The 21,671-nt window shown below is 45.1% G+C and carries 26 protein-coding genes; 16 read left to right on the forward strand and 10 right to left on the reverse strand.

Annotated features, from left to right (window positions below; all coding sequences use genetic code 11):
* Positions 1 to 117: 117 nt before the first annotated feature.
* From AC3WU2_RS19610 to AC3WU2_RS19630, 5 genes are all read left to right on the forward strand, one after another.
* Positions 118 to 561, forward strand: a complete 444-nt coding sequence (locus tag AC3WU2_RS19610) for a GNAT family N-acetyltransferase (RefSeq protein ID WP_492456752.1) — start codon at positions 118 to 120, stop codon at positions 559 to 561.
* Positions 562 to 664: 103 nt separating this feature from the next.
* Complete coding sequence (locus tag AC3WU2_RS19615; protein ID WP_492456753.1) at positions 665 to 1,099, forward strand: NUDIX hydrolase; 435 nt, start codon at positions 665 to 667, stop codon at positions 1,097 to 1,099.
* 19 nt (positions 1,100 to 1,118) lie between these two features.
* The gene (locus AC3WU2_RS19620) at positions 1,119 to 1,949 is read left to right on the forward strand and encodes a class I SAM-dependent methyltransferase (protein WP_492456754.1); all 831 of its coding nucleotides are present in this window, start codon (positions 1,119 to 1,121) and stop codon (positions 1,947 to 1,949) included.
* Positions 1,946 to 2,470 (forward strand): P-loop NTPase family protein, encoded by a 525-nt coding sequence (locus AC3WU2_RS19625; protein WP_492456755.1) that lies wholly within the window; start codon positions 1,946 to 1,948, stop codon positions 2,468 to 2,470. The genes AC3WU2_RS19620 and AC3WU2_RS19625 overlap by 4 nt, the downstream gene beginning before the upstream one ends.
* Before the next feature lie 176 nt (positions 2,471 to 2,646).
* Positions 2,647 to 3,444, forward strand: coding sequence for a stalk domain-containing protein (locus AC3WU2_RS19630; RefSeq protein WP_492456756.1), 798 nt, complete (start codon positions 2,647 to 2,649; stop codon positions 3,442 to 3,444).
* A gap of 91 nt (positions 3,445 to 3,535) precedes the next feature.
* Here the strand turns inward: AC3WU2_RS19630 and AC3WU2_RS19635 are convergent.
* The 6 genes from AC3WU2_RS19635 to AC3WU2_RS19660 all read right to left on the reverse strand — a co-directional run bounded on the left by AC3WU2_RS19635 (position 3,536) and on the right by AC3WU2_RS19660 (position 8,490).
* Positions 3,536 to 4,680 (reverse strand): IS3 family transposase gene (locus tag AC3WU2_RS19635; RefSeq protein WP_492456757.1). Its coding sequence is split into 2 segments (ribosomal slippage): positions 3,536 to 4,416 and positions 4,416 to 4,680, totalling 1,146 coding nucleotides; the frame shifts between segments, so codons are not numbered across the junction.
* 137 nt (positions 4,681 to 4,817) lie between these two features.
* Positions 4,818 to 5,183, reverse strand: a complete 366-nt coding sequence (locus tag AC3WU2_RS19640) for an antibiotic biosynthesis monooxygenase (RefSeq protein WP_492456758.1) — start codon at positions 5,181 to 5,183, stop codon at positions 4,818 to 4,820.
* Between the two features lie 26 nt (positions 5,184 to 5,209).
* On the reverse strand, positions 5,210 to 5,623 hold the full coding sequence (locus tag AC3WU2_RS19645; RefSeq protein WP_379347492.1) for an ankyrin repeat domain-containing protein: 414 nt from the start codon (positions 5,621 to 5,623) through the stop codon (positions 5,210 to 5,212).
* A gap of 35 nt (positions 5,624 to 5,658) precedes the next feature.
* Complete coding sequence (locus AC3WU2_RS19650; RefSeq protein ID WP_492456759.1) at positions 5,659 to 6,459, reverse strand: ABC transporter ATP-binding protein; 801 nt, start codon at positions 6,457 to 6,459, stop codon at positions 5,659 to 5,661.
* Entirely contained in the window at positions 6,446 to 7,432 is a 987-nt protein-coding gene (locus AC3WU2_RS19655) for a FecCD family ABC transporter permease (protein WP_492456783.1), read from the reverse strand. The genes AC3WU2_RS19650 and AC3WU2_RS19655 overlap by 14 nt, the downstream gene beginning before the upstream one ends.
* 80 nt (positions 7,433 to 7,512) lie before the next feature.
* Positions 7,513 to 8,490 (reverse strand): ABC transporter substrate-binding protein, encoded by a 978-nt coding sequence (locus AC3WU2_RS19660; RefSeq protein WP_492456760.1) that lies wholly within the window; start codon positions 8,488 to 8,490, stop codon positions 7,513 to 7,515.
* A gap of 306 nt (positions 8,491 to 8,796) precedes the next feature.
* On the opposite strand from AC3WU2_RS19660, the gene AC3WU2_RS19665 reads away from it, so the two are divergent.
* Together AC3WU2_RS19665 and AC3WU2_RS19670 are read left to right on the forward strand one after the other, a co-directional pair.
* Positions 8,797 to 9,735 (forward strand): phosphotransferase, encoded by a 939-nt coding sequence (locus tag AC3WU2_RS19665; RefSeq protein WP_492456761.1) that lies wholly within the window; start codon positions 8,797 to 8,799, stop codon positions 9,733 to 9,735.
* A gap of 81 nt (positions 9,736 to 9,816) precedes the next feature.
* The gene (locus AC3WU2_RS19670; RefSeq protein ID WP_492456762.1) at positions 9,817 to 10,287 is read left to right on the forward strand and encodes a GNAT family N-acetyltransferase; all 471 of its coding nucleotides are present in this window, start codon (positions 9,817 to 9,819) and stop codon (positions 10,285 to 10,287) included.
* Here the strand turns inward: AC3WU2_RS19670 and AC3WU2_RS19675 are convergent.
* Positions 10,244 to 11,134 carry a LysR family transcriptional regulator gene (locus AC3WU2_RS19675; RefSeq protein ID WP_492456763.1) on the reverse strand — a complete coding sequence of 297 codons (891 nt, stop codon included), beginning with the start codon at positions 11,132 to 11,134 and terminating at the stop codon, positions 10,244 to 10,246. The genes AC3WU2_RS19670 and AC3WU2_RS19675 overlap by 44 nt on opposite strands.
* A 117-nt stretch (positions 11,135 to 11,251) precedes the next feature.
* On the opposite strand from AC3WU2_RS19675, the gene AC3WU2_RS19680 reads away from it, so the two are divergent.
* Genes AC3WU2_RS19680 through AC3WU2_RS19690 form a run of 3 tightly spaced genes read left to right on the forward strand, consistent with a single transcriptional unit; the run spans position 11,252 to position 13,716 of the window.
* A complete protein-coding gene (locus tag AC3WU2_RS19680) occupies positions 11,252 to 11,935 on the forward strand; it encodes an ankyrin repeat domain-containing protein (protein WP_492456784.1) in 684 nt (227 codons plus the stop codon).
* Between the two features lie 37 nt (positions 11,936 to 11,972).
* On the forward strand, positions 11,973 to 13,199 hold the full coding sequence (locus AC3WU2_RS19685) for an amidohydrolase (RefSeq protein ID WP_492456764.1): 1,227 nt from the start codon (positions 11,973 to 11,975) through the stop codon (positions 13,197 to 13,199).
* A gap of 28 nt (positions 13,200 to 13,227) precedes the next feature.
* Positions 13,228 to 13,716, forward strand: a complete 489-nt coding sequence (locus AC3WU2_RS19690; RefSeq protein WP_492456765.1) for a nucleoside deaminase — start codon at positions 13,228 to 13,230, stop codon at positions 13,714 to 13,716.
* Positions 13,717 to 13,915: 199 nt separating this feature from the next.
* Here AC3WU2_RS19690 and AC3WU2_RS19695 read toward each other — a convergent pair whose 3' ends face one another.
* Complete coding sequence (locus tag AC3WU2_RS19695; RefSeq protein ID WP_492456766.1) at positions 13,916 to 14,653, reverse strand: MBL fold metallo-hydrolase; 738 nt, start codon at positions 14,651 to 14,653, stop codon at positions 13,916 to 13,918.
* A 179-nt stretch (positions 14,654 to 14,832) separates the two neighbouring features.
* Here AC3WU2_RS19695 and AC3WU2_RS19700 point away from each other — a divergent pair, with 179 nt between their 5' ends.
* From AC3WU2_RS19700 to AC3WU2_RS19710, 3 genes are all read left to right on the forward strand, one after another.
* On the forward strand, positions 14,833 to 15,504 hold the full coding sequence (locus AC3WU2_RS19700) for a Rossmann-fold NAD(P)-binding domain-containing protein (protein WP_492456767.1): 672 nt from the start codon (positions 14,833 to 14,835) through the stop codon (positions 15,502 to 15,504).
* A 23-nt stretch (positions 15,505 to 15,527) separates the two neighbouring features.
* Positions 15,528 to 16,070 (forward strand): GNAT family N-acetyltransferase, encoded by a 543-nt coding sequence (locus tag AC3WU2_RS19705; RefSeq protein WP_492456768.1) that lies wholly within the window; start codon positions 15,528 to 15,530, stop codon positions 16,068 to 16,070.
* A 107-nt stretch (positions 16,071 to 16,177) separates the two neighbouring features.
* Positions 16,178 to 17,188 (forward strand): polysaccharide deacetylase family protein, encoded by a 1,011-nt coding sequence (locus AC3WU2_RS19710; protein WP_492456769.1) that lies wholly within the window; start codon positions 16,178 to 16,180, stop codon positions 17,186 to 17,188.
* A gap of 44 nt (positions 17,189 to 17,232) precedes the next feature.
* Here AC3WU2_RS19710 and AC3WU2_RS19715 read toward each other — a convergent pair whose 3' ends face one another.
* Positions 17,233 to 17,886, reverse strand: a complete 654-nt coding sequence (locus tag AC3WU2_RS19715) for a TetR/AcrR family transcriptional regulator (RefSeq protein WP_492456770.1) — start codon at positions 17,884 to 17,886, stop codon at positions 17,233 to 17,235.
* 214 nt (positions 17,887 to 18,100) lie between these two features.
* Between AC3WU2_RS19715 and AC3WU2_RS19720 the strand changes: the two genes are divergently transcribed.
* Positions 18,101 to 18,859 (forward strand): SDR family NAD(P)-dependent oxidoreductase, encoded by a 759-nt coding sequence (locus tag AC3WU2_RS19720; protein WP_492456771.1) that lies wholly within the window; start codon positions 18,101 to 18,103, stop codon positions 18,857 to 18,859.
* Positions 18,860 to 18,929: 70 nt separating this feature from the next.
* On the opposite strand, the gene AC3WU2_RS19725 is transcribed toward AC3WU2_RS19720, so the two are convergent.
* Positions 18,930 to 19,838, reverse strand: a complete 909-nt coding sequence (locus tag AC3WU2_RS19725) for a LysR family transcriptional regulator (protein WP_492456772.1) — start codon at positions 19,836 to 19,838, stop codon at positions 18,930 to 18,932.
* 144 nt (positions 19,839 to 19,982) lie between these two features.
* Between AC3WU2_RS19725 and AC3WU2_RS19730 the strand changes: the two genes are divergently transcribed.
* Together AC3WU2_RS19730 and AC3WU2_RS19735 are read left to right on the forward strand one after the other, a co-directional pair.
* Positions 19,983 to 20,735 carry an SDR family NAD(P)-dependent oxidoreductase gene (locus AC3WU2_RS19730; RefSeq protein ID WP_492456773.1) on the forward strand — a complete coding sequence of 251 codons (753 nt, stop codon included), beginning with the start codon at positions 19,983 to 19,985 and terminating at the stop codon, positions 20,733 to 20,735.
* A 27-nt stretch (positions 20,736 to 20,762) separates the two neighbouring features.
* The gene (locus AC3WU2_RS19735) at positions 20,763 to 21,506 is read left to right on the forward strand and encodes an SDR family NAD(P)-dependent oxidoreductase (protein ID WP_492456774.1); all 744 of its coding nucleotides are present in this window, start codon (positions 20,763 to 20,765) and stop codon (positions 21,504 to 21,506) included.
* Positions 21,507 to 21,671: the final 165 nt, after the last annotated feature.

Here is a 21,671-nt window from a genome sequence, read left to right on the forward strand (position 1 = left end):
TGATGTGGTATGAACAATATGAATTGTCATCATGTTATCGAACAAAGTAGGTATTTATCAACGTAGAGAACTCCTTTGAATTCGGATTTCTCTACAACATTTTAGGAGGAGTTCGGAATGATCACATTTCAAGCCATTGATAAGACGAATTGGCAAGAATGCATTAATCTCAAGCTAAAGAAAGAACAAGAGCAATTTATTGCATCGAATTTGTATTCTATTGCGCAGGTTCAATTTCTAGAGCGCTTCGAGGCGAAGGCCATATATGATGAGCAGCAAATGATCGGATTCACATTATTTGGTCTAGATTCAGATGACGGCAACTATTGGATCTACCGTCTTATGATCGATGAACGATTCCAAGGGCGTGGATATGGAACGACAGCATTTCAGTCGATCATCGATCATATCAGAGAGCTAGAGGATCGGACCGAAGTTCTTATGATTAGCTATGCGCCTACGAACGAGCAGGCGAGAAGACTCTATGTCAAAGCAGGTTTTACCGAATTAGGCATCATGCCTTGGTCTAATGGTGAAGTCGTTGCGAAATATACATTTTAAGTGAAATAATGAATAGACTAAGACCCTGCAGTTGCAGGGTCTTTCAGCACTACAAATAAACGAAAGTAATAACAACTTTGATCACAGAAATGAGGCTATACGTATGAAACGAGTTGATGTCGCATCCGTGTTAATCTACGATGAGCAAGGACGTATTTTAGTCGTGAAGAATGGCGGTCCCTCTGCCTATTGGGGTCTGCCTGGAGGAGCCGTGGAACAGGGAGAGACGTTGGAACAAGGTGCCATCCGCGAGGCAAAAGAAGAAACGGGATACGATATTGCCATTACGGGGCTGAGTTCGCTGCGGGAGATGTACTTTACGGAGCGGGAGTCTCATGCGCTAATCATCACATTTACCGCGAAAATTATAGGTGGATCGATCCAAGTACAGGACCCGGATAACGATATTGTAGACGTGCGTTGGATCGATATGGATACAGCCATGGAACTTATGCCATCATTGACCGAAATGCTTCGATTGAACTCTGATCACGATAAATCTTTAGCATTTTATGCATTTGAAGGGGTCAAACCATAGACGGGCAGGAGGAACAGCAATGGAGAATGTTATCCGATTTTATGAAACGGTTGATGAAGAACAGCGGTTTAAGCGAAATTCGAGACGTGTTGAATTTATTACAAGTATTCATACGTTAGAGCCTCTCATTCACAAGTCGTCTAAACTACTGGAGCTTGGAGCAGGCACGGGAAGTTATTCCTTTCATTATGCCGAGAAAGGGCTGGAGGTTACGGCGATCGATGTTACACCAGGTAATATTGAGAAGATCAATGCGAAGAAAGCAGACTTTCCCCACATTCAACTGGACGCGGTTCTTGGTGATGCTACGGATTTGAGTGCTTACACCTCGGAATCATTCGATGCTATACTCTGCCTCGGCCCATACTATCATATCGTGGATGTAAGCGCTCGGAATTCTCTAATTCAAGAGTCGCTGCGCGTTCCGCGTCCCGGCGGTATCCTTGCCATTGCCTACATTAACAAATTTTCCGTCGTCCCGATGCTCGTCAAGAAGCTCCCAGGATTCATACAAGATGGAACGATTCGCAAAGTGATGCAGGATGGCTGTATTCATGGCGGTGATCCGGAAGCCTTCTGGACGGATTCTTATTATACAACGCCGGATGAGCTTGAAGCTTATATGTGTCAATTCCAGATCAATACCGTAGATCATTTAGGGACAGATGGATTAAGCCATACTATTAGTGATGAAGTGGATGAACTGTCAGATGACCAGTTTCAGACATATATGAAATATCACCTAGAAACCTGTCGGGAGCCAAGTATCCTTGGGATAAGTACGCATGGACTTTATATTTGTCGTAAGAGAGCAGGAGAATTGCCTGAGTCAAGGAGCGACAACTTGTGAAAATTAGAATTATAGGTGCCTGTGGAAGCGGGAAATCGACAGCTGCAAGAATGCTAACGAAGCATTTCACCATTCCTTATTTCGAAATTGATAACATCGTCTGGGATCGAAGTGAAGAGAGCTTAAGATTCCCGGTGGAGGTACGAGACCGGACATTTCGCGAGATACTAGCCAGAGAGGACTGGGTGCTTGAAGGCGTACAGCACCATTGGACGGGAGAGAGTTTCGAGCGAGCAGACGTTATCTTTATTCTTAATCCGCATGTGTTCGTGAGAGACTACCGTATCGTAAAGCGATTCATTCGCTCCCGAAGCGGCATCGAGCCATGGAATTACGAGCAATCAGTCAGCAACCTGTGGAAGATGATCACGAAATGGAATCACGGATATGATATGGACGAGGTTCTAACGGTGACGAATCAATTCATACATAAGAGATTTATCGTTAAAAACGTATCCGAGATGATTCAGCATCTCGAAGCATATGAGATCGAAGGTACAACGTACAAAGCAATAATGTAGCTATTCGGATAGCTATAGGGCTGTGTGCCCATATTAACTTACATGCAATTTCCAATCTGTGAAAGTATCCCTATGACAAATTATTCAAATTTGTCGAAATGATTGACCGTCACCGACCTGTCTACTAGACTTAGTTATGTTTTCCAGCAGTTGTAACTACAGGAGGTAAGACAGAAATGAACAAAAAATGGATGCTAACCGCAGGACTTACATTGACACTGGTAACGGGATTTTCACTGGGCGCTTATGCCGATGGACTCGTGAAGAAAATCTCCGCTTATCAGAATGGCAACATCAAAATTAAAGTAGACGGGAGTAGCGTGAACCTTGTTGATGGCGGCGACAGACTGATCCCAATTGTATATGATGGGCATACCTATGTACCTGCAAAGCCAGTAGCAGAAGCGCTAGGCGCGAAGATCAAATGGAACGGATCCACATCAACAATAGATGTCTTAACGGGTGCGAATGGAACAGATACAGGCGCGAATCCGAATAAGGATAACACAGCAACGACAGTCAAAGGAGCGACGAATACATACCCATCGACAACGAAATCCGCGGATCTGTTCGAGAGCTTCAAGCCAACGGCCAAAGACGCGCTCAAGCTCTATATGGATGCGATCAAGTCTGGCGATAAAACCAAGATGAATGCGTTTATTGAGAAGAGCGATCTATCGGTCGATGGATATGAGAACGAAGCAGCGAATGATGTGAAGAAGGCGGGAAAGAACGTTGACGGAATTCGTCTTAGCGATCAAGAGGTCATTGATGGGCTATATACTGGCATTATGGATCAGTTGAATAATGATCGTTGGTACAAGTACTCGCAGCACTCGCAAACCAATGGTAGAATGTATCTCGAATATGTTGTCAAAGCAGATGATTATTCCAAACTTATCTCCGCGACATTTACGTTCGTCGTTGACAGCAAGAGCAATAAATACCACTTAAAATCGATTTATTTCTATTAAACGTAACGTTTAGAACGATTTGAAAACCCCTGCACGTCAGTGTTGGGACTGACCCCCGATAGTGAGACAGGGATCAAAACACCTTGCAAGTTCAAGCAGCCAGTTGTCGATATTGTATCGGCGACTGGTTATTTAATTTCGTTTGAATGCGAATTAAGTTATAATAGCTAATGTAATCTCGAACGGTCTGTTCAACGATTGCCGTCGTTGTGCAGGTTAACCCTTCGAGATAGAACGTTTCAGACTTTAGTGTGGAATGGAACGATTCGATAGGGGCATTATCAGCGGGCGTTCCCTTGCGGGACATGCTCATGGTAATGCCTTTTCCTTTTGCTGCCTCTTGATAAGCTTGAGACGTATACACGCTGCCCTGATCACTGTGTAACATCATACCTTGCTGATCTGGAAGTTGATTTAGCGTATCTAAAACAAAGGATGTATCCTGTGTATCTGCAATATTGTACGCGACAATTTCTCCGTTGTACAAATCTAAAATGCTCGATAAGTACAACATTTTATTACCAAATGGCAAATACGTAATATCCGTCACTAGCTTTTGCATGGGTCCTGTTGCTTGAAATTGACGCTTGAGCAGATGTTTCGCGACCTGTGCAGGTTGACCCGTTGGTTTACGTTTCTTTACTTTTACTCGGCATTGCAATTGCTCTTGTTGCATAATTCGCTGAACCCGTTTGTGATTAATTTGATGCTCTAAGCGGAGCAGTGCTGTAATTTTTCGATATCCATACCTAAATTTATGTTGATTGCATAGCTCACGTATTCTCTCCACGATGTTAGATTCATTCATGTCCTTGTTTCTAGCTTTCCAGCGGTAGTATGTCGAACGTGGGACTCCTAGCCATACACAAGCCTGTGTAATGCTCAATTCACCTCGAAAGGACTCTATACAGGCTACTACGAGTTCTGCTTCCACCTCCTTTCCAACTCCTTGTACTTTTTTAGCACGTTCAACTGCTGCTTAAGATAACGGTTTTCTAGTTTCAGCTTCTCTAATTCCGACGTAATTTCAGCACTTTTACCGTAGCTATATTGTTTGCCAACAGGCTGCCCCAGTCTATGCAGTTCACCATTACGATACCATCTCATCCAAGTTTTTAATTGCGTCTTATTTCGTATATTAAGCTGCTCCATAACCTCTTTCACTGGAACACCAGCCAATCTCATCTCAATTGCTTTCAGCTTTATCTCTTTTGGATAACTCACTCTTGTTGCCACTACAAAAACACCCCCAAGATTGTCCCTATATCTTACGACATAGTAGATTTCACTTGAAGGTGTTTTGATTTGTCTCACGCTATGGGGTCAGTCCCGTTCTTGAGAACAGCTGTGGTATAGGGGTTTTTTATGACTAATTAGGTATTAACGGGTTCAGCATCGACCGTGAACAGAACCGTATGTATCGAGATTTTATTGCCTAGAATGATGGGCCCCTCTTCGGATCCATCCGCCGTATTTTCGCTCCGCTCCGCTTGCGCTTTCTTCCGTTCACCATGGGATTGCTTGAAGGAATCACTTTTCACCCAGCCATCAAAAGCTTCGCGATTTTCCCACGTGGTGTTTACTTTGATCTCATCACATTCTTCTAAGTTTTGTGTGAGCCACAGCTCCATGGAGATGAATCCTGGCATGTGATGAACACCTTTCGGGTTCTGAAAACGCTCCGCGATGGATTCGCCATGGCCTTTTCTAATTCGAATCGTATTCGTAACGACGATCATGGATGATTGCTCCTTTATATTCTCTTTTATTCTTGTTCCAGAAAAGCAACCACATCTCGCGCTGCTTCCCCGCCCATATAGGCGTGCCGCAGGAGTGGAATGCCATGTGGACCTTTGGCATGTTTCGCTTGAGGGTTGACCTGTACGATACTCTTCACGACATCCACATATCCGAGCATGGCTGCAGCGAATAGATCAAGATGTGCTCCCTGCTCGAGCAGATAGCGCGCGATGTCTTGTCTGCCCACATGTGCGGCTGCACCTAAGGCTGTCTCCCAATCGCCGCCGCCCCAGTTCATAGCTGCATGGAGCAAACCTGGCTCTACATCGAGCATCGATTGAACCGTATCGAGATCATGATGCGCACTTGCTACAAATTGCCGAACGAGCTCGCTCGGTAGGGCAGAGGGAATAGATTGTGGATCTAATTTTTGTTCCATGGACAACGCCTTCTTTCACTAGAAAAACGGGTCGATCATAGACAAGATGGCTTATCGCATCGCAAGCATTGCATTAATCTCACATAAGGATAAGGGTCATCATAGTGAATACGAACGGTAATCTCAAAGACTTGCTCGAACATTTCGTGCGTAAGCACTTCAGAAGGCGTGCCTTGCGCGACCATGCGACCTTCTTTCATGACGATTAACCGGTCACTGTATTGGGCGGCTTGATTAATATCATGGAGGACGGATACGATCGTCATATTCATTTCTTTGTTTAATTGCGAGATGAGCTCAAGAATTTCGAACTGATGTGAGATATCTAGAAAAGTAGTTGGCTCATCTAATAGGAGAACCTTCGGCAGTTGAGCCAGTGACATGGCGATCCATGCACGCTGACGCTCGCCGCCAGATAAGGACTGAAGCTGTTGGTCCGCGAGGTGATCCATTCGTGTCGCATGAATCGCCCACTCCACGATTTCGCGATCTTCCTTGCTCATACCCGAGAACCAATGCTGATATGGATGTCGTCCATAGCGAACTAGATCTCTAACCGTTAGATCATGTTGAACCGTTTGCATTTGTGGCAGCATCGCTAAGATTTTGGCAATCTCGTTGCCTTTCATCGCTCGAATATCATGTCCGTCGAGAACAACGGTACCTGTATTCGGTTGCAGCAATCTTGTGATTAGGCGCAGCATGGTCGACTTGCCCGATCCATTAGGACCAATGATTGCAATCCGTTCGCCTTGATCTGCAGAAATATTCACATCATGGATGGAGAATCGTGGGGTAGGAGCATAGGATATTCGCTCCGCATTAAGAATTGCCAATACGACCACCTCCACGTCTTAATAAATACAGGAAGAACGGCCCGCCAAGTGCAGCTAACAATATCCCGACAGGTAACTCGATCGGATCGAACCAGCAGCGCGCTGCCGTATCTGCGAATACAACCAGTGCAGCACCGCAGATGGCTGACATCGGCAGCAAAAATTTATAATCGCTACCCACGAACATTCTTACAATATGCGGAACGACGAGTCCGACAAAGCCGATTAAACCGGATACACTGACTGCAATACCCGCGAGCAGTGTGCTTACGATGATGAGGAAGAAGCGACTTTTCTCTGTCGGATGACCTAATAATTTGGCAGCTTCATCCCCAAGTAACAGAATGTTCGCATGTCGGATCGCGAAGATCGAGAGTATGAGTGCGACGGCTACATAAGGTAAAATCACATCGAGATGATACCAGCTTACACCCGATAATCCTCCGGCCAGCCAAGGGAGAACCGCTTGCACCCGATCACTATAGAGCTGCATGATCCCCGAAGTAATCGCACCGACAAGTGAATTGACAGCCACACCCGCAAGAATTATCCGTACAGGCACAGCCCCTTGCTTCCAAGAAAGCGCGTAAGTGATCATCACAGCAATCCATGCCCCGACAAAAGCCGCGACAGGAATAAGATAATAGTACTCTGGGAAAATGATCATGATGAGTACAGCCATCAACCCAGCACCTGCGGAAACGCCGATGATGCCAGGATCTGCTAGCGGATTGTGCATCACACCTTGCATGAATGCTCCGGACATTGCTAGTACCATGCCAACACATGCCCCAATGAGAACACGTGGAAGCCGGAAATTCCAGATGATTTGCTCTTCTGTGGAAGGTTCATGATGTACGAGGACGTTCCATATTGTCTGTAGAGGGACATGAACGGATCCGACGATTAGACCGTATAGCATCGAGGCGATCAAAATAAACAAGGATACGACAAGGGCAATTTGCCTGGTCATCAATCGCCGATCAACAGGAACTTCTGGCTTTATGATCGCCGATTTCGCCAATGAAGACTGGGATGGGCGAGCCAAGCTCATTATTTATCCTCATCCTGAAGCTTTTTCGTTAAATATTGCAAAGAATCCGTTACTTTTGAACCTGGATTAACACCGAAGAGGTTGGAAGGCAGGACAATCACTTTTTTGTTCTTCACAGCTTTTAAGTTCTTCCATGCGGCATTTTTCTGGATTTCAGCCATAAAGGTTTTCTCAACCTCAGCAGGATCGCCATGTGTTATGAGCATCACATAATCAGGATCAGATGTAATAATGCGCTCCGTGCTTAATTGGGCATAACCGCTGTATTCTTTCATGGACGGGTAATCTTCGGCTACGTTCTTACCGCCAGCTTTTGCGAGTAGATCACCCGATAGAGAAGTGGGAAGCGCAGCGAGCAGAGCACCAGGAGCACCGTAGACGAGTAATACTTTTTTAGGGTTTTCTTTGTCGACTTTAACGCCTTTGAGAAGTTTGTTCATGGTTGTATTGATTTCTGCAGCGCGTTTGTCTTTGCCGGTCATTAGACCATATAACGTAATACTTTTTTGAATGTCGCTGATCGAACTCGCGTTGCCTAAGAACACTTTGGCACCCGTAGCTTCTAGCGATTTGACATCTTTGAGATTTGCGACATTCGCAATGATGAGATCAGGCTTCAAGGCTGTAACTTTTTCATAATCAACTTTATGCGTCGAGCCTACTTCAATCGCTTTCATCACGGCTTGTGGGAAGGATGGGTCTTGGATCGCTGGTCTACCAACAACGGTAGCACCCAAATCAGACATGATTCGAGCATCTCCGGAACTCAGAACGACGACGCGGCTGACGGGTTTTGTGAATTTGATTTCTCGATTCGCAAAGTCTTTCACGGTAAAAGCTTTAGTCACCGCTGCCTTCGCAGTCGGTGCTGATTTCGTTGGTGCAGCGTAGGTGGTAGAGCCAGCAGCGAGTGGGGTTGCGACTATGAGTGCAAGGGATAGAATGGCAATATTGAGTTTTGACATTGACCGTTTCATGCGAAAGTTCCTCCTAGAATCTTGTTCATTATGATGGAGTATCATCAACACACCGGGCCCTTGGTTATGAGAATGATATTCATTATCAGTAATACTAATTGATAATCTTTCTCAGTGTCAATATGTATTTTGAAAAAGGTGGAAATATTCTTAAGATGCGAATGATAGGGAGAGGGAAGCAGGGGAAATAGAAAAACCTTATCATCTGTGGTAAAGTGTTAGGGTTGTTAATTATTACCACAATCGGTTCATGAACGCCTGGAGAATCAGATGAATGCGTTTGGGATGGAATAATGAGGTGAGAGAATGATAGATTCTATTGAGAGGTTGCTTCGCGAGACATTAACTAGGGAAGTATCTCCCACAATGATCCTTCATAATTTTGAAGAGCGGATAATTAGACCAGGGATGTCTGGCGCAGCACTTCGTAAATTTGAGTTGTTTGTATCGGATGCTTCAATATCTGAACGATTAAATTTGTTTTTAGTAGTAAAGGAAAGTTCATGGATTGAACGACGTGTACTAAATGTTCTCCGTCATCAGAAGATGAATGTTCCGTTTAATTTTACATTTAACTTGACCGCAGACGTTCCCGAATTCATATGCCTTCAGGATCTAGGGAGCAATCATCTTCCGGATCCTTTGTCTATTACGGATGACATGCTGAGAAAAGAAGCCTATGAGCTCGCACGCATCCATGCAACTAATTTACATCAGGATACACAGGTTACTTGGCTACCTAGAATTGACCGTTGTTTTATTGAAACTTGGTTACAGGTCGGCTGGAAGGGCCCTTGGCAGGAAGTGTTACAAAACGAAGAGTTTGTAGATGTATTTCGTTCGTACATTAGTCAAATCGAGCAATCAGCACAACATATTGTCGAGGATATGAATTTGGTTATTCGGGATTCGGATTTTTTCAGTCTAATTCATACAGATCTTCATGGTGGTAACGTACTCGTTGATAACGATGATGTTTATTTTATCGATTGGGCCGACGCACACTTTGGTTCGATCATACTTGATTTACCGCATAATTTTTGCACGAGGAGGCATGTTCAACATTATGTTGAAGCCTTGAATGATTTGGGAGTGAGATTTCCAGAGACGACATTCTATGAACATTATCAGATTTGCAGGCGTTACATCGGGCTTCGCTACATGGGATGGTTGCTGCATATTTGGAAACATGACAAGGGTGCGACGAACTGGATTATTCATCAAATGAACATGGCTATTGAATAACAGACTATGAATATAGCTGTCGTGTGGAGTGGATCCCGCTATAGGATTGATCAATTCATCGAATAGGAGACTTCTATAAACATGACCCATCGTATCACACTTATACCTATCACACCCGATAATGAACTCGAATGCATTAAGCTCAGTCCTAGGGAAGATCAAATGAACCTGGTAGCGAGCAATGCAGACTCATTAATTCATGCAACCAAAGAACTTACTTCTAAGCCTTTTGGTATCTACGATGATCAATCGATGGTTGGATTTATACTTTTCGACCAGGAAATCTATCGCGACGGATACTATTGGATCCTCCGATTCATGATCGACGCACGATATCAAGGGAAAGGCTATGGTCAATTAGCGATTCTGGAAGTAATTAACCAGTTAAGAAATAGAGAAGATTGCCGACAGATTCGTGTGTCTCATATTCCTTGTAACACTGCAGCGAATCGATTGTATAAAAAATGTGGGTTCGTAGAAACCGGCGAATACGAAGACAATGGCGATATCATTCTTCGATACGACGCTCCAATTCCTTCATCAATGCGATAAAATGCTCAGCTGGCTTGGTCAAATAGCGATCCTTCAACCAGACCAAGCCTGTCGCGAAGGCGTTCTTGCTGTCTGTAATGGAGACTGCCTGTATATCATAACCTCGATATAATTGCAGGATCGATGCAGGAACGATGGTCGTTCCATTGCCAGTGGATACCCATTCGAGCAGTGTGACAATATCGGAGCATTCCCCAATAACATTCGCACGTAGTCCCCTCATTGTAAATTGTTCGAGTATATTCTGATAGAGTCCAAGCCCTTCCGTACTTGGCAGAATGAGCGGGTACGGTTCAATGTCCTCATAGGTTATTGGCGCTCCGGCAAATGCGTGAGAACTCGATCTGACAAAATAAAATGGCTCTGATCGTAAAGCCATCACCTCGAATTCACTGACATCCAACGGAAGCCGCACAATGCCTAGCTCAATCGCGCGTTCATGAATTAATCGTAAGATCTGAGCTGATTCATTCTGCTGAATTCGATACGTAATCTGCGGGTAACGCTCCTGGAAGATTCGCAGCAGCTTCGGTAATGCAGCCGATGATAGTGTATTGACGCCTATCGTTAATTTGCCCCGTGTGCCATGTCCGATTTCTTGTACTTCGATTCGCGACTCTTCCAACATCTTCGTGAGTTGAAGCGCATGTCGATATAAGGCTTGTCCCGCGTCTGTCAGCTCCATGGATTTCCCCGTTCGCTTCACCAGTTGAACGCCGAGTTCTTGTTCCATTCCTTTTAATTGCTGCCCGAGCGGAGGTTGGGCCATATGTAGTCGGTGCGCTGCGGCCGTAATTTGCTTTTCTTCTGCAATAGCAATGAAATACCGAAGTTGCCGAATATCCATGCTCCATGTCCTCCTCATACGAATGATAAAAGTATGCAAATTGAACTTATTAAATATTTTTCGTTCGTTACAGGCTATGGTACCATAACATCAACACCCGATGAAAGGGAGTGTTTCATCGTGTTACGAATCATTTTGGTGTATTGTGGCTTCTTTATGCTGACGGCATGTCAGCAGCCCGACAATTCCATGACAAAGGATGTGGCAAGGATGAACAATCAGCTTATTCTAGCTGCCGAGCAAGGGAATACGGAAGCTGTATTGCAATGGCTCGAACAGGGAGCGAATATTGATGCACGAGATTCGCAAGGTCGGACTGCGATCTTGGCAGCGACCCACAGGAATCATCCAGAGACGGTTCAAACATTGATTGAAGCGGGAGCGAACATCCATATCCAAGATAATCAGCTGGATAATCCGTTCCTGTATGCTGGTGCGGAAGGATTGCTAGACATCCTGAAGCTGCTCATAGATGCAGGTGCGGACCCGGCGATCACGAATCGATATGGTGGTGTAGCACTAATTCCAGCTTCTGAGCACGGGTATGTCGAAGTGGTGCGTGAGCTGCTCACACGAACGTCGATCGATGTGAATCACGTGAATAATTTAGGATGGACGGCTCTGTTGGAAGCCATCATATTGAATAACGGTGGTCCGAAACAGCAGCAAGTGATTCAATTGCTTATTGAGTATGGTGCAGATGTTACGATACCGGATAAGAATGGCGTTACACCGCTAGAACATGCTAAGAATCGTCATTTTACAGAGATTGAACGACTTCTGGTCGAAGCGCAGCAATAATGGAATGAATATATTTCGAATAAAGGATGCGTGAAATATGTTGAAATCATCGTATTGGTTGTCCCGAGTATTACTAGAGCAATCCTACATTGTCGAAAATGAACGAGTAACAGGAACGAAAACAAAGAGTTGTCATTTGCACATCGAAAATGGTGTAATTACAGAAATTATTGATGCATCTTCACCAATCCATAGCGATCTGCCAATCTATGACGGTGGCAATCTACTCATGTTACCATCTTTTATCGAAGGACATATCCATCTGGATAAAACGTATTTCAGTGATGCTTGGCATGCGGTGAATCCGATCTCGAGTATTTTTGACCGGATTGAAGAAGAGAAGGTGCTGCTGCCGCAAATCCTGCCGAAGTCCCAACAGCAAGCAGAGAATATATTAACGCTTATTCAAGGACTAGGAACGACACATGTCCGAACACATTGTAATATTGAACATGTCAGTGGCTTGCATCGTCTAGAAGCGACCCAACGAGCATTAGCAACATTTACGAATAAAATGACGTCCGAAATCGTTGCATTCCCGCAGCATGGCTTATTGCATTCGGACTCCGTGGGTCTCGTGCGTGAAGCGATGCACGAAGGTGCAACCCATGTGGGAGGGCTTGATCCGCATTCGGTAGATGGTGATATCGAGAAGTCGCTGCAGACAATGTTCGAACTCGCTATAGAAGCGGATGCGGGTATCGACATGCATTTGCATGAAAGCGGGGAACACGCGAAGCATACACTCCTCAGGTTAGCGGACTTAACTGAAGAAGCAGGTCTGATTGGTCGTGTTACAGTAAGTCATGCATTCTGGTTCGCGAGTGCAGAGGCCTCGGAAGCAGAGCTGATGGCTGATCGGTTCAGCGAACTCGGCATCTCCATAGCATCGACTGTACCGATTGGCCGAACGCACATGCCGCTTCCGATGCTGGGCAGCAAGGGTGTGAAAGTGAATCTCGGGACGGATAGCTTGACGGATCATTGGTCTCCTTTTGGCAATGGGGATATGCTCGAGAAAGCAGGACGATTCGCTGAACTCTATCATTACAATGATGAGTTCCGATTATCGCAATCCCTTCGTTACATTACAGGCGGGATCACACCACTCGATTCGAATGGGAACCAAGTCTGGCCCAAAGTGGGGGATCATGCGAACTTCGTTCTTGTTCAGGCAAGCTGCTCCGCAGAAGCCGTTGCGAGAAGAGCACCACGTCAATCCGTATGGTATCAAGGCCAAAAGGTTAGCGAAACTGGAAAGTAAGATATCGGAACCTTGAAGGAGGAACGAAATGATGCCGCATCACCATGATGAAGCGTATCGAAAGGCGATGATGGCTAAGGCTATCTCGCTCGCTTATACAAACACAGAGAAACATCAGGGAAAGCCTTTCGGTGCGATCATCGTCAAGAATGGACAGGTCATCGCGACAGGCGTAAATGAAGTTCTATCTACTTGTGATCCGACGATGCATGCGGAGATTCAAGCGATTCGTGAAGCATCCCGTAAGGAACGAACGGCTGATCTGTCAGGATATGAGTTGTATGCGAGCGGCCAGCCATGCCCGATGTGCCTCAGCGCCATGTATTTGGCGAATATTCAGGATGTCTATTATAGTTACGGAGAACCTGATGCTGCAGAGGTGGGTCTAAGTACGAGATACATCTATGAACAAGTTGCATTACCTATCGATCAGCGTGATATACAACTGAAACAAATCGATCCAAGCTGCTCTGATCTTAGGCCATTAGCGTTGTGGAGAAACCTTTCGGAGAAATAATCCGTCGAAAAATATGTAAAATTATAAAACGTCCATTCCTACAGGCTTGATGCCTCGTATGGAATGGACGTTTTTGTTACCACATAGGAAAGTTTAACTTTATTAAAGCGTTAAGCGTATTATAACTTTCCTATTGGCGATATAAACAACCTTAGAACGCGGTCGCTCATCTTTGAACGTACCTCGATAGAGGTTTATCTCACAATTGTGAAGCCAATTCAGCGATACGTTGATTGACATGATCTTCGAATAGGCCGCCGTGATACGCAATAACACGCGTGATATCATATGAAGTGAGCTTCTGAATCGAAGCGTTAGCTTGAGCTAGGTCGATTGAATATCTCGGATCGGGACCTAACAGCTGCCCGTTCTCAACGACCATCGCATCACCTGCGATTAGTGTCTTACTCGCTTGATGATAGACGCTGAAATGTCCGGGTGTATGTCCAGGTGTATTAATGATGATTATTCCGCCACAATAAGGGAGTATCTCACCGTCTGCAACCAAGGTGTTCACGGGTGCAGCAGGAGGATTGGCGAGTAATCGTTTGAATGGGAGTGCACGTTCAGGCGGCCAAGAATCCATCGATGCGATGACCTCATCCGTAAATTTCATGATCCGACGTTCCCCTTGAATATAGGGCTTCTCAATCGCATTACTAATGACCTCAATCGGAGCTTCCGCGTGTGCAACGAAGCTAGGCAGCCCGCCAATATGGTCTAGATCATGATGTGTAATGATGATTTTACTAAGGGTTTGAAGTGATTTGCCTGCCCGTTCGAAGGCTTCTTGAAATAAAGGGAGTTGACCTGGATAACCGGTGTCGATCAGAATTGTCTCATTCTCGTCCCAGATCAAGGTAGGGTAGATAATACGTTGTTCCCCCATGAGATGTGCTGAAATTTCGAGTGCTTCGATACCAATTCCTGTGTTCAAATGAATCCCTCCATTGTTCATATGACTGATGCTAGATTATAATAACGCTGCATATAAACAATGTCAAACATTAAATTTTAAACATAACACAAAAATAAAAATTTGTCAATATATAAATTCGGCTATTTTGTATATTATGATAATCATAGGACATAGAATCGCGAAAGGATGGGTGACCTTTGGAAAATAAGACAGCGTTGGTACTCGGGGCTTCAGGATTAGTCGGAGCGGCTCTGGTTGAAATCCTTGTTTCTAGAGACTATTATCAGCAGATCCATCTACTTGTTCGAAGACCACTGCAGCTTGCACCCGGGCGATGCATCCAGCATGTCATTGATATGGATGAACTACAGCGGTATAATCATCTTTTTGAGGTCAATGATGTATTCTGTTGTCTTGGGACGACGATTAAGAAAGCGAAGTCGAGAGAGGCATTCCGCAGAGTGGACTATGACTATCCTGTAGAAGCGGGTCAACTCGCTGCACAGCATCACGTTGACGGGTACTATATCGTGACTGCCATGGGAGCTAGCTCTAGATCATCGATTTTCTACAGTCGAGTCAAAGGAGAAGTGGAGGATAAGCTCGCTTCGCTTCAACTTCGTTCACTACATATCTTTAGGCCGTCATTGTTGACCGGAAATCGGGAAGAATATCGATTTGGGGAGCGAGTGGCAGAGAAGATCAGTCCATTCCTGAACCCGTTGTTCGTTGGACCGCTGAAGAACTATCGTTCCATCAAAGCGTCGACCGTTGCATTATCCATGGCTTTGACAGCGGAGAAGCCGTTAAAGGGAACCTATGTACATCTTTCCCATCAAATGGCTGATCAAGCTGCACGTCACAGTTGAAAGAAAGGAAATAGAGGTGGATTATGAGAGGGAATCAGATTTATTTAAGAGCATTAACGATCGAGGATTCTGAAGCTTTGCTGCAACTTCGGCAGCGTAATCATCAATTTCTACAACCGTTTGAACCGTATCGCGGTGCGAATTATTTAACATTAGAATGGCAAATTCAAGATATCGAGAATAGCGAATTTGGTGCAAAGTCAGATCAGTCCCATACCTTTGGTATTTTTCACAATGAATCGGATGAACTAATCGGTAGAATCGCGATTACAGGCATCATTCGAGGTCCAGCGCAGCATGCGAATATCGGGTACTTTCTAGATGAAGCCTATAATGGGAAGGGGTTGATGACAGAAGCGGTGGAGTTATGCATCAAATTTGCCTTCGAACAGTTGAATGTGCATCGACTTCAGGCTGGTGTCATGCCTAGAAATCTTCGTTCCGCAAGGGTATTGGAGAAGGCGGGCTTTAGACGCGAAGGGCTGGCTGAACGATATATTCACATTAACGGTGTCTGGGAGGATCATGTTTTGTTCGCAATAACCGCTGAAGAATACCAAGCTTGATCGGACAAGATATACAAAATTATACAGCGCGATTCAGCTTATTTTAAGCTTCGGATGGTATGGTGACGACATGAGATTGTGTGCTCGAAGAGAAAGAGGGATTCAACATGAAAATAACTATGAAACATCTTCGAATGCTGGGTGTGACGGCCGCGGCCATCCTCGTGATTATCTTCTTGCCTTGGCAACATGGGCCTAAACATCCCTTGCGAGGCGGATTGGTGATTCTGCGGCCAAACGCAGTTGGGCTCGGAGCCAGACCTATAATTTCCGGAAAGAAATCGAACATAGCTGTTGAGGTGCCGCAATCAGCGAAGCTATTTGACCACAAGGTCGCTGTGATCATGTACCACCACATCGATCCGAAGCTTCAAAATGAAGACACCATTACGCCTGAATTATTCGCTTCACAGCTCGATGAACTGACTCGGAATCATATGCAGTTTATATCTTTGAATCAGTTCCGCGCTTTTATGAAAGGTGGCAGTGTACCGGCGAATGCCGTACTTGTCACGTTCGATGATGGATATGAGAGCTTCTATAAATATGCTTATCCGATCATGAAGAAGCGTCATATTTCTGGCGTGTGCTTCGTCATAACAGGTGATCTGACGCCGCGTGCATTGGTCTTTACACCGCACATGACGCCGGAAGAGATTCGGGATATGACGCAGCATGATCCCGATATGGAAGTTCAAGCGCACACGGATGATCTGCATTTTAAGGTTAATCGCGGGCATGATGGCTTAACGGGGTTCCTCATCGTGAATGGGAAGAAGGAGACGAAGCAGCAGTATATCACTCGAATCAACCAAGATATTAAGGCTTGTGTACAGAAGCTATTGCCCTTAAATCGGCATGCGATTGATACGTTTGCCTATCCTTATGGACTGCACAATTCATCTTCGATCCGAGTTCTGCAAGCGAATGGTATCCATTACGCATTCACGACAAAGCCAGGACTCAGCACGACGGCGATGAATTTGATGTTATTGCCACGTATTAATGGAGGTTCGCCTCATATTACACCGCAAGCCTTATACCAATCGATTCGCAATGCGGCTACGCCGCCGCTTACGTTTATGGGCTCATTGATAGAAATGCTGAAGCCCGCTTAATACGAAGAAGCCCAAGACAAATGTCTGGGCTTCTTTTGGTTCCACTAGCTTGATTTTAGATAATCCAAAAACAGTCGTTTGAGGATTTGTAGCTGTCTGATGGGGTCAATATCGGTCTCAAGCATCGGGATGCTGTTCTGCAGCGATAATTTCTTCGCGAATAAACCATAAGCATGAGTTACCGTTGCTATTGTCTCCCCGAGAGGTAGATCGGATCGTATGGATCCATCATGGATACCGTCTTTCACGATCTGGCTTAAGGAGTTCTTAATTCGTCCGATCGCTTCGGTATACAGCGGGAGATCCTCTAACGGCTCAGTGGATTGGGCGGCATAACTCTCGAATGCTTCGAGTAGCTTCGTATTCTGGCTATGTTCCGCGCCGATAAACCCGATGAACGTATCCAACATGTACTCCAGCTTCTCATAACAAGTGCCTGGAAGATTTGCGACTCGATCGAACGTCTCGATTTGCGATTCGACAATCCGCGTAGCGACGGCAACGATTAATTTATCTTTTTTCGGAAAATGCCGAAATACCGTGGCTACACCCATATGAGCTTCTGTCGCGATATCCTGCATCGTTGTTTTGTCCAGTCCTTTGCGATTGAAGATGCGCTCAGCCGCTTCAATAATCAGAACAATCCGTTGCTGTTTAGCATCCTCACGTTCTAGGTCCCATCTGGTCTTCGTATTCACGTGTTCCCACGTTCCTTCCCTTACGTACGTATTAATTGGTGATTGATAATAACAGAACGGAAGTTCATTGTCAAATGGAAGCGCTTATTCGAATAAGTTGTACTTCGGCATGAAAGGGCGTATAATAAGTTTTGAATATTATGATAGTCACACTATCACCACGATATTATAACTATCTTAACCTAAATTAATCATTTATAAGGAGTCGGTGGACATGTCGGAAACAAATCAAGTTGTTGTTATTACGGGAGCGGGTAGTGGTATTGGGCGTGCTTCAAGCTTGAAATTTGCTGCAAATGGCGACAAGGTCGTGTTAGTTGACTTCAACCCACAAACAGGTGAAGAGACTTTGAAGCTTGTGAAGGAACAAGGCGGCGAAGGGATCTTCGTTCAAGCGAACGTTGCGAACAGTGAAGATGTGCAGAACTATGTGAACAAAGCGGTTGAGACCTATGGACGTATTGATGTTTTCTTCAATAATGCAGGTGTGCTCCAGAAGATGTCTATGCTTGCGGATATAGAAGAAACCGAACTTGATCGTATTCTATCCGTCAACGTCAAAGGTGTATTCCTTGGTATGAAATATGTGCTTAAAGTAATGGAGCAGCAAGGCAGCGGCGTTATTATCAACACCGCTTCTACAGCGGGAATTCGCAGTGAGCATAGCTTAGCAGTCTATTCTGCGAGCAAACATGCCGTTGTCGGCTTGACGAAATCGGCTGCACTTGAGTATGTGAAGAAAGGGATCCGTGTGAATGCCATCTGCCCAGGTGGGGTGGATACAACCCTTACGCAAGCTGTTCCAGTAATGATGCAGACGTCGGGTTATATTCCAGAAGAGCTGCCTAATATGAGACTTGGACGCTTCGCGCAACCTGAAGAGCTTGCGGAAGTGGTAACGTTCCTCGCATCGCCGAAGAATAGCTACATGACTGGATCGATCGTAGCAGTCGATGGTGGATTAACTCTGTAATAAATAAGGGACTTCATCATTTAGAATAAAGACGGATCTCATGAAGAGGTCCGTCTTTATTTTGCTCGAATTAGGGATGGGAAGTGTCGATATCCCCCTTCAGGCGTGCAATGAAATTACGATAAATACCAGAGAAGTGCTTCCCTTCAGCGCGTACCCAGCCCAGGTAAACAGGCTGCTGATCAATGGACTCGAGCTCGAGTGTAATGATTTTTGAGGCGAATAGATCTGGTCCGTGAAGGAATGAGAAATCCATTCCTAGGGTTACCGCTTGATGATTGATGACGGATGTGCGAATCGCATCCGTATTGTTCGAGGTGTACAGCAGATTGACGGAACCGTATTTTTCTTGGAAATATTGAACGAACCACGTGACATAATCATCTTGATAAATCGCTAATGTCTCATTTCGAAGCTGCTCAGCTGTGACAGTGTTCCGCAACGCGAGTGGGGATTGCCGACTGACTCCGGCAACGATCCGTCCTTGGAGCAACGGTTCGAAAGTGAGCCCCGTTAGATTTTGATGGATATGCTCGGATTTGATAATGAGGCCGATGTCCAGCTTATTATGCCGAATATCATCGAGGATTTCCTGTGAGCCCTTCTCCGTGATTTCCATACGGATATTCGGATAGGCGCGTTTGAATCCTATCAGCGAATCTACCCATAACGACATCGGACCTGGGATTGAAGCGACGCGGAGTTCACCGCTGACATGGTTCGAATAACCTTCAGCTTCATCGCGCAAATCCTGAACTTTATGAAGAATATCATAGGCTCTCTGAATGATTAATTTTCCTTCGGGTGTCAGAGCTGCTCCCAAGCGGGAACGTGTGAATAAATGAACTCCTAATTCCGTCTCTAAATGACTGATGGATTGGCTGATTGCGGATAGGGTGACATGTTTGTTCTGTGCGGCACTGGTTAGAGAGCCTGTCTTTGCAACTTCCACGATATATTCTAATTGTTCGAGATTCAAATTGCTGCACCTCTATTACTTAAGTAATACTTAACTAATAGTAACTATAATTAATTATTAATAAATGATCAACAGTGCTACAATAAATGCATAAAGATCAACCATTTGCAATGAAATATATCACTTACTGAGAGGTGTTGGGCGATGAGACTACAAGGGAAAGTTGCACTCATTACAGGCGGTGGCACAGGGATTGGGAGAGCGACTGCGCTCCGGTTCGCACAAGAAGGTGCCAAAGTGATTGTCACAGATATTCAGTTACAGAGCGCTCAGGATACTGTTCAAGACATCATTCGGATAGGTGGAGAGGGATTAGCCATTCGGCATGATGTCTCCCAAGAAACCGATTGGATTCAAGTGGTGGAACAAGCGAAAGAAGCCTATGCGAATATTGATATTTTGTTCAATAATGCAGGAATTTATATTATTAAGCCGCTTGCAGAGATCACGATCGAAGACTGGAATCGCCTAATGGGAATCAATGTAACGGGTGTATTCTTAGGGATGAAACATGTGATGCCAATCATGGCTGCACAGCGGAAAGGTTCCGTTATCAATGCCTCTTCGATTGCAGGGATCAAAGGCGCTTCAGGCCACGTGCTGTACGGTGCAAGTAAAGGTGCGGTTCGATTGATGTCTAAAGATGCTGCTATCGAGTATGCTGCCGCTGGTGTTCGAGTGAATTCCATTCACCCTGGTTACATTGATACAGGGATGGTTGACTATGCGGCTGCAACAACCAAGGCTTCTAAAGACGCATTAGCGGATCTATCGCCTAACGGTCGTCTTGGTACGGTTCAAGATATTGCGAACATGGTGTTGTTCCTTGCTTCAGATGAAGCATCTCATGTGACTGGCGGCGAGTTCGTCGTCGATGGTGGGGCAACAGCGAAGTAAGTTTAGAGACGAATAGGGGGATTAGCCATGAAATTACTTCATAAAGTAGCGATTGTAACCGGTGGAGCTAGTGGGATTGGAGAAGCGACCGTCAAATTATTCGCAAATGAAGGTGCGAGAGTAGTCATTGCGGACTTCTCTGATCGGGGTCAACAATTGTCAGATACATTGAATGCAGAAGGCAAGGATACACTCTACATTAAGACCGATGTAACGAATGAAGAACAAGTAAAACATATGATTGAGGCTACGGTGGAGAAATACGGTCAATTGGATATACTATATGCAAATGCAGGAATTGCTAAAGACGGACCAGCCCATGTGCTGAATATGGAGGCATGGCAGCGTACGATTGACATTAACTTAACAGGTGTGTTCCTCTGTGATAAATATGCAATTGAGCAAATGCTCAAGCAGGGTACAGGTGGTGCGATCGTGAACTGTGGATCCATTCATAGTCATGTAGGTAAACATGGTGTTACAGCTTACGCATCAGCGAAGGGTGGCGTGAAGCTATTGACGCAGACACTGGGTATTACTTATGCCCAAGAAGGAATTCGAGTCAACGCCATTTGCCCAGGTTATATTGATACCCCATTGATTGCAGGGCGCAATGAAGCGGTTAATGAACATCTTGTGAGTCTTCATCCGATGGGGCGGCTAGGCAAGCCTGAAGAGGTAGCCAAAGCTGTTCTCTTCTTGGCGAGCGATGATGCATCTTTTGTTACAGGTACAAGCTTGCTCGTCGATGGTGGATATACCGCTCAATAATTCACCAGAATAGGTCAAAGACGTCGGTTACCGATAGAAATGATATGCTCCCCTTACGGTAGACAGGTGAAAAAATAAAACCTGATTATGTAAGGGGAGCTTTTTCATGGCCAGGGGAAAATATAATGCAATAGAGAAATTCAATATCATTGAAGAAGTTTCTAG

The sequence above is a fragment of the Paenibacillus sp. EB106-05-06-XG162 genome (assembly GCF_058791655.1).

Coding starts and splice junctions, on each gene's coding strand:
- AC3WU2_RS19690 (WP_492456765.1), top strand. CDS start 13,228: ATGATGCCGCATCACCATGATGAAGCGTATCGAAAGGCGATGATGGCT.
- AC3WU2_RS19730 (WP_492456773.1), top strand. CDS start 19,983: ATGAGACTACAAGGGAAAGTTGCACTCATTACAGGCGGTGGCACAGGG.
- AC3WU2_RS19615 (WP_492456753.1), top strand. CDS start 665: ATGAAACGAGTTGATGTCGCATCCGTGTTAATCTACGATGAGCAAGGA.
- AC3WU2_RS19710 (WP_492456769.1), top strand. CDS start 16,178: ATGAAAATAACTATGAAACATCTTCGAATGCTGGGTGTGACGGCCGCG.
- AC3WU2_RS19610 (WP_492456752.1), top strand. CDS start 118: ATGATCACATTTCAAGCCATTGATAAGACGAATTGGCAAGAATGCATT.
- AC3WU2_RS19645 (WP_379347492.1), bottom strand. CDS start 5,623: ATGGAACAAAAATTAGATCCACAATCTATTCCCTCTGCCCTACCGAGC.
- AC3WU2_RS19670 (WP_492456762.1), top strand. CDS start 9,817: ATGACCCATCGTATCACACTTATACCTATCACACCCGATAATGAACTC.
- AC3WU2_RS19735 (WP_492456774.1), top strand. CDS start 20,763: ATGAAATTACTTCATAAAGTAGCGATTGTAACCGGTGGAGCTAGTGGG.
- AC3WU2_RS19675 (WP_492456763.1), bottom strand. CDS start 11,134: ATGGATATTCGGCAACTTCGGTATTTCATTGCTATTGCAGAAGAAAAG.
- AC3WU2_RS19620 (WP_492456754.1), top strand. CDS start 1,119: ATGGAGAATGTTATCCGATTTTATGAAACGGTTGATGAAGAACAGCGG.
- AC3WU2_RS19660 (WP_492456760.1), bottom strand. CDS start 8,490: ATGAAACGGTCAATGTCAAAACTCAATATTGCCATTCTATCCCTTGCA.
- AC3WU2_RS19630 (WP_492456756.1), top strand. CDS start 2,647: ATGAACAAAAAATGGATGCTAACCGCAGGACTTACATTGACACTGGTA.
- AC3WU2_RS19655 (WP_492456783.1), bottom strand. CDS start 7,432: ATGACCAGGCAAATTGCCCTTGTCGTATCCTTGTTTATTTTGATCGCC.
- AC3WU2_RS19685 (WP_492456764.1), top strand. CDS start 11,973: ATGTTGAAATCATCGTATTGGTTGTCCCGAGTATTACTAGAGCAATCC.
- AC3WU2_RS19665 (WP_492456761.1), top strand. CDS start 8,797: ATGATAGATTCTATTGAGAGGTTGCTTCGCGAGACATTAACTAGGGAA.
- AC3WU2_RS19720 (WP_492456771.1), top strand. CDS start 18,101: ATGTCGGAAACAAATCAAGTTGTTGTTATTACGGGAGCGGGTAGTGGT.
- AC3WU2_RS19705 (WP_492456768.1), top strand. CDS start 15,528: ATGAGAGGGAATCAGATTTATTTAAGAGCATTAACGATCGAGGATTCT.
- AC3WU2_RS19640 (WP_492456758.1), bottom strand. CDS start 5,183: ATGATCGTCGTTACGAATACGATTCGAATTAGAAAAGGCCATGGCGAA.